This window comes from Acinetobacter sp. ABJ-A23_2, from assembly GCF_044538765.1.
Lineage (GTDB): Bacteria > Pseudomonadota > Gammaproteobacteria > Pseudomonadales > Moraxellaceae > Acinetobacter > Acinetobacter nosocomialis_A.
Genome location: NZ_JBIUCP010000002.1, coordinates 1 through 13,443 on the forward strand (window position 1 = coordinate 1; position 13,443 = coordinate 13,443).

Annotated in this window: 10 protein-coding genes; 3 read left to right on the top strand and 7 right to left on the bottom strand. The window is 37.7% G+C overall.

Annotated elements, in window-relative coordinates:
* A partial coding sequence (locus tag ACH63V_RS00925) for a GTP-binding protein (protein ID WP_396462483.1) occupies positions 1-366 on the bottom strand: 366 nt, incomplete at its 3' end.
* A 589-nt stretch (positions 367-955) separates the two neighbouring features.
* Entirely contained in the window at positions 956-1,819 is an 864-nt protein-coding gene (locus ACH63V_RS00930; RefSeq protein ID WP_311087109.1) for a hypothetical protein, read from the bottom strand.
* 330 nt (positions 1,820-2,149) lie between these two features.
* Here ACH63V_RS00930 and ACH63V_RS00935 point away from each other — a divergent pair, with 330 nt between their 5' ends.
* Positions 2,150-2,722, top strand: a complete 573-nt coding sequence (locus ACH63V_RS00935; RefSeq protein ID WP_396462484.1) for a TetR/AcrR family transcriptional regulator — start codon at positions 2,150-2,152, stop codon at positions 2,720-2,722.
* Between the two features lie 225 nt (positions 2,723-2,947).
* On the opposite strand, the gene ACH63V_RS00940 is transcribed toward ACH63V_RS00935, so the two are convergent.
* From ACH63V_RS00940 to ACH63V_RS00960, 5 genes are all read right to left on the bottom strand, one after another.
* Complete coding sequence (locus ACH63V_RS00940) at positions 2,948-3,511, bottom strand: TetR/AcrR family transcriptional regulator (RefSeq protein ID WP_396462485.1); 564 nt, start codon at positions 3,509-3,511, stop codon at positions 2,948-2,950.
* 604 nt (positions 3,512-4,115) lie between these two features.
* Positions 4,116-6,170 carry an EAL domain-containing protein gene (locus ACH63V_RS00945; RefSeq protein ID WP_396462486.1) on the bottom strand — a complete coding sequence of 685 codons (2,055 nt, stop codon included), beginning with the start codon at positions 6,168-6,170 and terminating at the stop codon, positions 4,116-4,118.
* Between the two features lie 327 nt (positions 6,171-6,497).
* Positions 6,498-7,514, bottom strand: a complete 1,017-nt coding sequence (ilvC, locus tag ACH63V_RS00950) for a ketol-acid reductoisomerase (RefSeq protein ID WP_263612923.1) — start codon at positions 7,512-7,514, stop codon at positions 6,498-6,500.
* 32 nt (positions 7,515-7,546) lie between these two features.
* Positions 7,547-8,038, bottom strand: coding sequence for an acetolactate synthase small subunit (gene ilvN, locus ACH63V_RS00955; RefSeq protein ID WP_170247650.1), 492 nt, complete (start codon positions 8,036-8,038; stop codon positions 7,547-7,549).
* Positions 8,038-9,762 (bottom strand): acetolactate synthase 3 large subunit, encoded by a 1,725-nt coding sequence (locus ACH63V_RS00960; protein ID WP_396462487.1) that lies wholly within the window; start codon positions 9,760-9,762, stop codon positions 8,038-8,040. Before ACH63V_RS00960 ends, ilvN begins: the two co-directional genes overlap by 1 nt.
* Before the next feature lie 502 nt (positions 9,763-10,264).
* On the opposite strand from ACH63V_RS00960, the gene ACH63V_RS00965 reads away from it, so the two are divergent.
* Together ACH63V_RS00965 and leuS are read left to right on the top strand one after the other, a co-directional pair.
* The gene (locus ACH63V_RS00965) at positions 10,265-10,612 is read left to right on the top strand and encodes a DUF4124 domain-containing protein (RefSeq protein WP_396462488.1); all 348 of its coding nucleotides are present in this window, start codon (positions 10,265-10,267) and stop codon (positions 10,610-10,612) included.
* Between the two features lie 187 nt (positions 10,613-10,799).
* On the top strand, positions 10,800-13,424 hold the full coding sequence (gene leuS, locus ACH63V_RS00970) for a leucine--tRNA ligase (RefSeq protein WP_343568630.1): 2,625 nt from the start codon (positions 10,800-10,802) through the stop codon (positions 13,422-13,424).
* Positions 13,425-13,443 lie beyond the last annotated feature (19 nt).

Sequence of the window (13,443 nt, forward strand, 5' to 3'; positions counted from 1 at the left end):
ACCAATAACCATATGAACATCATATTTTTTAAAAGCATCAATATAATATTTTAAATGGTTTAGGCGATCAGGATTTGAATGGTCAATTAAGATAATAACACCTAGTGCTCCCTGACAAATAATTTCCCACATGAAATTAAAACGCTCTTGTCCAGGAGTCCCATATAAACCAACAATTGTATTATCTTCTAATATCACCTCCCCATAATCAATTCCCACAGTAGTGAGTAATTTATTATGTGTTTGATGATCCGTATTTAAAGCTTCAGTGGATAAAACTGGAATATCGGATAAGCTTTTAATTGCCGACGTTTTTCCAGCCCCTATTGTTCCACCGAAAACTATTTTATAGCGTTGTAAAATCATATTATACAACCCAAAATAAATCTCCATATTATTTAGAAGATTTAAAACCAACCAGTAAATATTTAATTAAGGTTAAAGGTTTTATTATTATAGTGTCAATAGATGCATATTTTTGAATATGAGTTTAAACAGGAGTAAATAATAAGTTTTATAAATATTTTTATTGGCTTTTTTAAATTGGTGACATTTTTTACTTACCAAATGGTAAAACTTTCCTTACTAGTCTTAGGGAAAAAGAATGTTTTCCTATAAAATGTGACAATTAATGTCACTATTTTCTATCTAAAAAACTAATAAGATGAGGAAGTAAAAAAATATTATCTAATCGTTGTTTTTTCCATCAAAATGTGTGATTGGTTCACATATTGACTATAATAAGGTAGTAGTTCACACCATTAGCTGAACTAAAAGATATGGATCAAATACATCATAAGAATATTTCCCAGCAATAAATAATGCTCCTAAGACTGTTATTGGCATTCTTAATGCTCCAGCATTTCACTTGGTGAAGCTCTAAAGAACTCATGGCTTTCACCATTAAAAAAGCCTGTTCAATATAAACAGGCTTTTTATGAATAAACTTAGACGCTTATGCCAATTTCTTTTCTTCAATAAATTGAATATCGGCAATTTGCGCGTCCCAAAACTCAGTCCACAATGCACAATACTCAAGACATACTTTGGTCAAGCTTTCATAATCATCTTTGGTAATGGCTTGTGCTAATGCAAACCACAAGTCGTCTTGATGGTCATCATCGGCAGCTTCTGCCGTTTCATCTGTTGAAACACCATGTACGTGGTAATAACCACCACCCTCAACATCGATATTTACAAACTTGGTTGCTTGTCGTAATGGTGGGCTAAACAGAATGACTTCTTCTTCTGCCACAGCCAATAAAGCCACGACATTGATATAGCTATCATAAGAGTCTTCTAAGAATGTTCTCACCTGATCTGCAATTTTTGAAGGTTTATAATTGCGGCGGTCAGCCTCAGTCAAACCATAGTCATTTAATAAGTCTTCATATAATGGATAATGTGCATATTCAGGGTTCCCTAAATAATAATTATCTTTACCTAAACCTGGTCTAAACCCGAATTCATCCAATATATTTAAGCTTAATAACACCCGTGGAAACATTTTAGCGCCCGAGTGAAGCTTTGGTTCGAGTTGCTTTGTGAGAAACTGTGCTTTTAATAAAGCATCAGTAAAAATTTGTACGATGGCATGGCGATATTCTAAATGAATACGTGTCAAGGTTTGTTTATCAAGATAACCGTTATTTAATATTTCAATGGCTGGATGATGACTTACTGGCAAATGTGCAATTCTATTCCTTAAATGTTTGAGAAACTGTAAGTTTTCTTCCCACTGTTGGGCAGAAATACTGTTTTTCATACCTTGTAATGCTTTTTGTCTTGGATTATCAAAGTCTTCAAATTTTTTTGACATAATCATTCTCTATAAAAAGTTTTTCTTATAGTTAAGCTAAGGGCCATCCCTCTATTTCCATTTCGCACTCAGTCGCTAAAAGGATAAATTCCGTATACCCATACTTAACGAATCGATATTATGTTCATTATCTCAACAAATCAATGGATTAATTAATATTATTTAAAAAAGTAAACTATTGCCAATAAAATACATATATTGTTATTTTTTAAAATATACCAAACTATTGAATAAATATGGTTTTTTAAATATCATAAAATAAGTTTTATTTAAGCTTTCATACTTTACAATAGCAAAGTTAATCAAAAAATATCTATGACGGGGCAACCAATGTCAAAAAGAGAAACGATTATAACAACAGCAATGACCCTTTTTAATCAGAAAAGTTATACCTCTATTGGGGTAGACAAAATTATTGCTGAGTCCAATGTTGCAAAAATGACTTTCTATAAGTACTTCTCTTCTAAGGAAGTTTTAATTGAAGAGTGTCTTCAACGAAGAATTGTAGAGGTTCAAGCCTCCCTATTAGAAAAGGTTAATAGTACCCATGACCCGTTAAACAAACTTAAGAATGTTTTTAACTGGTATATGGACTGGATTAACACTGAAGATTTTAATGGTTGCTTATTTAAGAAAGCGACTATAGAAGTTTTACAGATGTATCCATCTATAAAAACTCAAGTAAATGAATATAGATACTGGATTTTCAATTTAGTCATGTCTATATTTTTAGATTTAGAAATTGAAGACCCTAAAGTCTTAAGTAGTCTTTTTCTTAATATTATAGATGGACTTATTATTGATGGCACCATTAATAAGCCTGAAATTAACGCTGAAGAAACATGGTCTTATATAAATAAGCTGATTGAGCTTGAAACAAGACAAAGTTATGCAGCCGCTTAAATAGTTTTAAGTTATTTTTTGTAAACTGCATTAACAAATCTTTTTTAACGATTGATAGGTTTTTATTAAAAACTCTCTTATTCAATTAGGCTTATTGCTTCTTGTTAATCTTATAAATTAAGCCGATATGTTTAAACACATAACGGCTTTTTTTAAATAAGCTCAATCTTTAAAAATATTGATTAATAAAACTATAAGATTAAAAAAAGTATTTATTTAAATTAATTAATCACTCATAAATATACTCTTTAAAATATACACGAGTAACATATCTCGCGTATCTCCCCTGTTTGCATCGAGTAATTGCATAATCGCCCCATCCATGACAAATAAAAACATATAAGCATCTTGTTGGGTAGCTTCTTTCTTTAGGGTTAAAAGCAAATTACAGATTTCATTAATGAGCCAATGTCTATACTGCACCACCACTTGATAAGCTGTCGGGTAGATTTTTTCAATTTCAAAAATAGCTCTAAATAATAAGTAATAGTTACCATTTAAATTGGTATGTAAAAAGAAAATCTTCTTGAGCTTTTCACGTAAGGCTAAATCTTTTTGTATGTAAATGATTGAGTGTACTTGCTCTTTTAAGGCATCTTTTTGAAAGTTTAGGCACATTTCAATCAGCCGCTGTTTAGAGTGGAAATAGTTATAAAATGAGGCTTTCGGGACCTCTGCCTCTCTCACAAGGCGGTCGACGCCGACGTTGTGAAAGCCATGTTGACTAAAAAGGTAGCGACACTTATGCAGCGCACTTAACGCGCGAAATGAGAGATCTGAATATGGCATATATGTACCGTTATAAAATAATTTCTTGTTGTGTCTAAATGAGAGAAAACGGCTGCAACTTATGCTTTAGGCAAAAAAAGCATGCAAAGGCCCCAAAGATGGCCCTAACGCATCTCAAGTTTTATTGTTCATATGATTTTTTAGTCGTGACGAACTAAAGTCTGAAAACTCAAAAGTAATCAAACCCTGTTAAAGACTAATCTGGTGGTATAAAAATAGTATGCATAGCCAACTCCTTATATTTGGAGTTCTGCCAAAGCATTAATTTAGAATTATGGTGGCAGAACGAAAGAGGGTTCGCAGACTAGTCACACAACTAGCACACCCGAAGGTGTCCCTCTCCCGTCCTACCGCTACGAGAGGGGACGAGTGTACACACAAAACTATTCCTCAGATGAAATAGCTCTGATGCGGTGTGAAACGGTCTGCGACAACCGGCTGGCAATGTAGGCCAGCAGGCAAAGCATAATCTGAGAGTTTTAAAGTGTCAATGTGGAATTTATGCCAAGATTTTAAATTTCTTATTGTTTTTCATTAGATTAACTAAATTATTATTTTAGATATTATATAAACAAGTATTTTTTAATTTAACCCAAGGTTTAGATTAAACAAAATGAGCGCCTTGTGACTGAATCAGTTGCCCTACATTAACAGGCATACCCAACAAGTAGCCTTGGAACTGCTGACAACCTAAACGCGTTAAAATTTCAACTTGCTGCTGAGTTTCCACCCCTTCGGCGGTTACGGTCAAACCTAGCTTTTTCGCCAAATGAATAATACTTTCTAAAATGACTTCTTCTTTTGAACCCGGTTTTAAATCGACAATAAAACCACGGTCAATTTTAAGTTCATCGACTGGTAAATCTTTTAAATATAAGAAGCTTGAGTGGCCTGTTCCAAAGTCATCAATTGCCACACGAATACCCATATCTCGCAATCGTTCACAAGCACGAATGCTTAAGTCGATATGCCGCATAGCTGTCGATTCGGTAATTTCAACAATAAGGTGATGCGGCTGAATTTGGTATTTTTTTAACAAGCCTTCGAGGGTACTAAAGAGCTTTTTATTTTCAAACTGTAAGGCCGATAAATTAACTGCGATTGGATAAAACTGAGTGTTGCTGCGTTCCCATTCCTGAATTTGCTGACAGGCTTGCTCAAGCGCCCAATATCCCATTGGAATAATTAAACCCGTCTTTTCTGCACCGCCAATAAACATATGTGGCGTGAGCATACCCAAAGTTGGGTGGTTCCAACGAATGAGTGCCTCTACCCCGCAAATCTCAAGGTTGGTATTAAACTTCGGTTGGTAATAAAGAACAAATTGTTTTTCATCGACTGCTTTATATAAATCATTGATCAGTTTTGACTGACTTCTTGTTTCTTGTTGATGGGTAGAATAACTAAAGACGGTATAAGTATTGCGGCCCTGCTCTTTTGACATCAGCATGGCAGCGTCGGCATTCATCAGCAGGTCTTGAACATTTTGCCCATGTTCTGGAAACAGTGCGATACCAAGACTTGCCGAAATATTAATTTCTTTACCAGATATTTGGTAACTTTCTTGAATAAGCTGCAATACTTTTTCTGCTAAATGCACTGCTCCATCGATATCAGTATTTTCAGCTATTAATAAAAACTCATCCCCACCAATTCGAAGCAACTTACATTTTTCATTGAGTTGCCAATGTAAGCGATTGGCCATTTGAATAAGAAGCTGATCACCAATGTGGTGTCCAAACGCATCATTTACCGATTTAAACCGATCTAAATCGATATAGAGAAAAGCAATTTTTTGGTCTTTATAACGATGGTCTGAAAGAAGAACTTCTGCGTAATCAACTAAATAAAGTCTGTTTGGTAACTTAGTTAGATTATCTTGAATGGAGAGATTGGCGAGTTCTTTATTGGCTTTACGTAGTTCTAAATTTCGTTGATTTAGTCGCTGCTCCAGCACTGCAACAATAAAACTCGCGACCAGCACCAAACAAGTGACCAAAATAATGGTAAACAGCAGCAAGTCATGTTCAGCCTGATATTGGCTCACAAATTTATCGGTAATATTGGTCGCAATGAGTGCCGTATAGTGCATACCCATAATGCTTAAGGTCATCATGACTGCAAAAGCGAGTTTTAAACTCACCCGATTACGTTCGCTCTCTTTTAATTTATAGGCTAGCAAGAAAGCTAAACCCGACCCACTCATGGCAATTAAGACAGAAAATAAAATGAGAAATGACGTGTAATCTTTCTTATAAATATCAATATTCCAGCCCAACATACTTACATAGTACGAAGCGGAAATACCAATTCCCATAATGACTGAACTTAAAACCAACCTAAATAATGGTAGTGTAAAGCGAGTAGTGAGCCAAATTGAGATACATGAAAGTACAGCACTAATTCCAAAAGAAAGTACTACTAAAGAAATATTAGAATAGGCTGTTTCAAATAAATGGTAAGCCTGCATGCCTACGATATGGACAATACTAATGGCTGCTGCGAGCAATAAACCATTCAGTAATAAAATAAGCGGTTCAACTTTTTTATAAGCTTGCTTAAATATTAACTGCTCCATGGAAATCACAATATAGCAGATAACGCCAGCCGCAATAAAAGAGCCGACGATCAATGTGCTATCGTAATCAACATGACCCATACTGGACTTCCATGATTATTCAATACTTTTTTTTATTTTGTTCAATTCATTGCACAAAATACAATTAAACACGTTAAAGAAAATTAGTAAATTCGACTTTTTTAGTCAGTTATAAACAATAACATTATCTAACATTTGGTCAAGCATTTTTTACTTTAGAAATCAATAAAGTAACCAAAAATTAAGCATCCAATTATATGAAAAATATAGAATTTCTTAAGTCTAGGTCAATTGACCTTAATGATGTTTTTTTAAGCTCAATTTAGAACAATTAAAATAAAAAACCCTGCATTTAGCAGGGTTTTTTTAAAACAATAGAAAAGAGTATTAGTTTTTCTCTTTATCTACGATCTTGTTCGCTTGAATCCAAGGCATCATCGCACGTAACTTATTACCAGTTACTTCAATACCGTGTGCAGCATTTTGACGGCGACGAGCTGTCATAGATGGGTAGTTCAACGCACCTTCTTGGATGAACATCTTCGCGTATTCACCAGATTGAATACGTTTTAATGCATTACGCATTGCTTCACGAGATTGTTCATTAATTACTTCAGGACCAGTTACGTATTCACCGTACTCAGCGTTGTTAGAAACTGAGTAGTTCATGTCAGCGATACCGCCTTCGAACATCAAGTCAACGATTAACTTAAGTTCGTGTAAGCATTCGAAATAAGCCATTTCTGGTGCATAACCAGCTTCAACCAAAGTTTCGTAGCCCATTTTAACAAGTTCAACTGCACCACCACAAAGAACTGCTTGCTCACCGAATAAGTCAGTTTCAGTTTCTTCACGGAATGAAGTTTCGATAATACCTGTACGGCCACCACCTACGCCAGAAGCGTAAGAAAGCGCAACGTTACGTGCATTACCAGAAGCATCTTGGTGAATTGCAATTAGGTCAGGAACACCTGAACCACGTTGGAATTCTGAACGTACTGTGTGACCAGGAGCTTTAGGCGCAACCATGATTACGTCTAAGTCTTTACGTGGAACAACTTGGTTATATAGAACAGAGAAACCATGAGCAAATGCTAAAGTCGCGCCTTCTTTGATGTTTGGCTCAATCACGTCACGGTAAAGTTGTGATTGGAATTCATCTGGAGTCAAAATCATTACGAGGTCAGCTTGCTTAACTGCTGCTGGAACTTCAGCAACTTTAAGACCAGCATTTTCAGCTTTCTTCCAAGAAGCTGAATCTGCACGTAAACCTACAGTTACGTCTACGCCTGAGTCTTTAAGGTTAAGTGCATGTGCATGACCTTGAGAACCGTAACCAATAATCGCTACTTTCTTGCCTTGGATGATTGATAAGTCACAGTCTTTATCGTAAAAAATTTGCATTTGTGTTCTCCGCTAAAATACTTTTTAAAAAATTAAATGGCTAAAACTTTTTCGCCACGGGCGATACCAGATACCCCTGAACGAACGACTTCTAGAATGGTGTTTTCTGCAAGTGCATCGATAAAACCATCTAATTTTTCAGTTGTCCCTGCTATTTGAATGGTATAGGTCGTTGGTGTCACATCTACGATTTGCGCACGGAAAATATCCGCAGTGCGCTTAATTTCGGCACGTGAAGCTCCTAATGCTTTTACTTTAATTAGCATGAGTTCACGTTCGATGTGTGCACCTTCTGATAAATCAACTACTTTTACCACCTCAACAAGTTTGTTGAGCTGTTTCGTAATTTGTTCGATTTTATGGTCATCGCCATAAGTCGTTAAAGTCAGACGTGATAATGTCGGATCTTCGGTTGGTGCAACATTAAGGGTTTCAATGTTATATCCACGTTGGCTAAATAAACCAACAAGGCGAGAAAGCGCACCAGCTTCGTTTTCAACGAGTACAGAAATAATGTGTCTCATTATGTACGCTCCCCTTTACCTAACCACATGTCCTTCATAGACTGACCCGCAATCAACATTGGATAAACGTGTTCTGTGCGGTCAACCATAACGTTGATAAATACGCATTTATCATTAATTGCCATTGCTTCTGCAAGCTTCGACTCAAGTTCATCGGCATGATCAATTTGAATGCCGACATGACCATAAGCTTCCATTAACTTGGCAAAGTCAGGTAATGATTCAACATAAGAGCTTGAATGACGACCTTCATAGTTCATATCTTGCCATTGCTTAACCATACCTAATGCACGGTTATTCAAGCACAAGATTTTTACGTTCAAACCATATTGTTTACAGGTTGAAAGTTCCTGAATACACATCTGAATTGAAGCTTCACCCGTAATACAAACAACTTGCTGATCTGGGAACGCCAGCTTCGCAGCCATTGCATAAGGTAAACCAACACCCATGGTGCCAAGACCACCAGAGTTGATCCATTGGCGAGGACGTTTGTACTTATAATAAAGTGCACCAAACATCTGATGTTGACCAACGTCAGAAGTAATGATGGCATCACCATTGGTCACTTTATATAAAGTTTCAACAACCTGCTGTGGCTTCATGGTGCCATCAGATAGGTTTTCATATTTCAAACCATGAACTTTGCGCCATTCATTAATTTGAGACCACCAAGCCTCAATTGCTTCAGGATTTGGTTTAGACACATTTAACTGTTTTAACTGTGCCAACATTTCTTGAAGAACAGGCTCTACTGCACCAACGATAGGAATATGCGCCATAATCGTTTTTGAAATGGTCGCAGGATCGATATCGACATGAATCACTTTTGAGTTCGGGCAGAACTTGGCAGGGTTATTTGTTACGCGGTCATCAAAACGCGCACCAATTGCCAAAATTACGTCTGCATTGTGCATTGCCATGTTGGCTTCATATGTACCATGCATACCCAGCATGCCAATAAACTGAGGGTCATCACCCGGGAATCCGCCTAACCCCATAAGTGTGTTAGTTACCGGATAACCAAGACGATGCGCAAGTTCAGTTAATAAAGCAGAAGCATTCCCTTGTACGACACCACCACCTGTATAAATAACAGGACGTTTTGCAGTAAGTAATTCATCAATTGCTTTACGAATCTGACCAGAGTGGCCGCGTGAAGGCGGTTGATATGAACGCATCTTCACTTTTTCAGGATATTCGTATGCAAACTTTTCTGCAGGGTTCGTCGCATCTTTAGGAATATCGACTACAACCGGACCAGGGCGCCCACTTGAAGCGATATAGAATGCTTTTTTAATAATTGCAGGGATTTCACTCGCGTGACGGACCTGAAAGCTGTGTTTCACGATAGGACGTGAAATACCAACCATGTCAGTTTCCTGGAAAGCGTCTTCACCAATAAGATGTGATGCAACCTGGCCAGACAAAATCACCATCGGGATTGAGTCCATATAAGCTGTTGCAATTGGAGTTACTGTATTGGTTGCGCCTGGGCCAGAAGTGACCAGTACTACGCCAGTCTTACCTGTAGCACGCGAGTATGCATCTGCCATATGACCAGCAGCTTGCTCATGGCGCACGAGGTAATGATTGATTTTGTCTTGTTGAAATAGCGCATCATAAATATGTAATACAGCGCCGCCTGGATAACCAAAAACATGTTCAACGCCTTCGTCCGCAAGAGCACGAACGAGCATTTCACCACCAGATAAAAGTTCCAACGTGATTCACCCTAAAATTTTTATCACTATTTATGGAAGGCACAAATAGTGTTTCATTCATTGAATTGTCTGCACTGTTATAGCACACATATTGTCTAGTTTTCGTCGCAATAGAAAAATTTCTGTTTTCAGCCGTATAAGCTGTTTTAACATTAATAAAGCATGTCTGGATATACATACTTTAGTAAAATCAATCTCTCGGCTAGAGAGAATGTCTATTACAAAACATGATATTTATTCGAAGGGTGATCGAGTAAATACATATAAAACTAGAGAAAGCATTTTTGTTGTTTCTATATACAAAGTCAAGAATAAAGAAATGGTTTTTCCATAAAAATTTTTAGCTGCTGTTTTTTTAAGCTAATATTGAGCCGAAAATTTGTTCATTCCCTCTCCATTTTTATTAAAAAATCACTCTTTTTTATATAAAACCCTGCATTCTAAATTGCTTATTTTTGAACTTTATTTAAATATAGTCAGTATTTTTTGGGGAACATCTAATATGAATTTATCTTATTTAAAAACAAGCCTATATACAGCAGTTACAACAGCGATTTTAGTTTGCTCAACTCAAAGTCAGGCAGAGCAATATTACAAATGGGTAGACCAAAGTGGCTCGACACATTACACCACCACACCACCGCCTAAAGGCGCGAAGCATTTGAACAAAGTTTCGACTTATGGCACTCAGCCATCGGTAAAAAATTCGACACCAAGCCCTGAACAACCGGCTCAAGATAAAACAGATAAGGCCGTACCAGCAGCACCTAATGCCGTGCAGGAAAAAACTGCACCCGCAGCAGCAGTTCCACCTGCGCCACCTGCCCCATCCGCTTCAGCACCACGATAAGTAAAATGAGAGTGGTGAATACTTTCACCACTCTTCTTGGATTTAAAATAAAGAAGAATGAGTTGGGAAATTTTTATAGCTCATATTAAAAGATAAAATCGTGATCTAAAAACTGACATTTTCCTTTATTTTGCGCTATGCTGTGCAGCAATCTTTCATTTCAATTTTCGTTGTATAGCTTACGTCTATGACTATTTCTCACATTGACCCAGAATATCAAGCAAACACGATTGAACCATCCGTCCAACAAGATTGGGAAAATCGTAAAGTCTTTAAAGTTGCCGACACTGTCGAAGGTAAACATCGTTACATCCTGTCAATGTTCCCTTACCCAAGTGGCAAACTGCACATGGGTCATGTGCGTAACTATACAATTGGCGACGTAATTAGCCGTTTCTACCGTTTAAAAGGCGAAACCGTATTACAACCTATGGGTTGGGATGCGTTTGGCTTACCTGCGGAAAACGCTGCAATTGCCCATAAAGTTGCTCCGGCAAAATGGACATTTGAAAACATCGCTTATATGCGTGACCAATTAAAAAAATTAGGTCTATCTGTAGATTGGGACCGTGAATTTGCAACTTGTACACCAGAGTACTATCACTGGGAACAATGGTTGTTCGTTCAACTTTATAAAAAAGGTTTGATCTACCGTAAACTTTCAACAGTGAACTGGGATCCAGTTGACCAAACAGTTTTGGCAAACGAACAAGTTGAAAATGGTCGCGGTTGGCGTTCTGGTGCATTGGTTGAAAAACGCGATATTCCAATGTACTACTTCCGTATTACGGACTATGCACAAGAATTATTAGATGACCTAGACACTTTACAAGACGGCTGGCCTCAACAAGTGTTGACCATGCAACGTAACTGGATTGGTCGCTCTACTGGTATGGAAATTACTTTCCCATCTGCCAATACCGAAATTTATGCTGACGGCTTAACTGTTTATACAACACGTGCTGACACGCTTATGGGCGTGACATATGTTGCTGTTGCAGCAGAACACCCTCTTGCGCTTAAAGCTGCTGAAAACAACCCTGAATTGGCTGCATTTATTGAAGAATGCCGCATGGGTTCAGTTGCAGAAGCTGACTTGGCAACAGCCGAGAAAAAAGGCATGGCAACAGGCTTGTTTGTAAAACACCCTGTAACTGGTGAAGACCTTCCTGTCTGGATTGCAAACTACGTATTAATGTCTTACGGTTCTGGCGCAGTGATGGCTGTACCAGCACATGACGAGCGTGATTTTGAATTTGCGAACAAGTTCAACTTGCCAATTAAGCAAGTGATTGATGCCAAAGGCGCTGACGATGCAGACTACTCTGCAACTGAGTGGCAAGAATGGTACGGTTCTAAAGAAGGTAAACTTGTTAACTCTGGCGAGTTTGACGGTTTAGAATTCCAAGCTGCGTTTGACGCATTCCTTGCGAAATTAGAACCACAAGGTTTAGCAAACTCTAAAGTTCAATTCCGTTTACGTGACTGGGGTGTTTCTCGTCAACGTTACTGGGGTTGTCCAATTCCAATGATTAACTGTGATACTTGTGGTCAAGTCACAGTTCCAGAAGACCAACTCCCGGTTGTATTACCAACTGACGTTGTTCCAGATGGTTCAGGTAACCCGCTTAATAAAATGCCTGAATTCTATGAAACGAAATGTCCTTGCTGTGGTGGCGATGCACGCCGTGAAACAGATACATTGGATACATTCGTAGAGTCATCTTGGTACTACGCACGCTATGCGTCTCCAGACTTCACTGGCGGTATGGTTAAACCTGAAGCAGCTCAAAACTGGCTTCCTGTAAACCAATATATTGGTGGTGTTGAACACGCGATTCTTCACTTACTTTATGCACGTTTCTTCCACAAATTAATGCGTGATGAAGGCGTTGTACAAGGTAATGAACCATTTACTAACTTGTTAACTCAAGGCATGGTGCTTGCAGATACATTCTATCGTGAAGCAGAAAATGGTAAGAAAACTTGGTTCAACCCTGCTGACATCGAATTAGAACGTGATGAGAAAGGTCGCATCATTTCTGCAAAATATTCAGGTGACGGTCAAGAAGTGATTATCGGCGGACAAGAAAAAATGTCTAAGTCGAAAAATAACGGTATTGACCCACAAGCCATTATTGATCAATACGGCGCAGATACAGCACGTGTATTTATGATGTTTGCTGCTCCACCAGATCAATCTTTAGAATGGTCTGATGCAGGTGTTGAAGGTGCTAACCGTTTCTTGAAACGTGTATGGCGTCTTGTAGCAAGCTTCCTTGAAAAAGGAAACGCTGCAACTGCAATCGATACAGCGAACTTGTCTAAAGATGCTCAAGATTTACGTCGTAAGACTCACGAAACGATTCAAAAAGTAAGTGATGATATTGAACGTCGTCATGCATTCAACACTGCAATTGCTGCATTGATGGAATTATTAAACGCAAGCAACAAGTTTGAAGCTAAAGATGACAATGACATTGCTGTAGAACGTGAAGCAATCACAACATTGTTAACGTTGCTTGCGCCATTTGCACCACATTTAAGCCAAACTTTATTGGCTCAATTTGGTACGGACTTAACAGCAGCGATCTTCCCTGAAGTTGATGCTTCTGCGTTAACACGTAATACCCAAACGATTGTTGTACAAGTAAATGGTAAACTTCGCGGTAAACTTGAAGTTTCTGTTGATATTTCTAAAGATGAATTATTAGCTCAAGCTAAAGCATTACCAGAAGTGCAACAGTTCTTAACAGGACCAACCAAAAAAGAAATTGTGGTTCCAAACAAATTGGTTAACCTCGTGGTTTAATTACAGGTATTAATGAGAG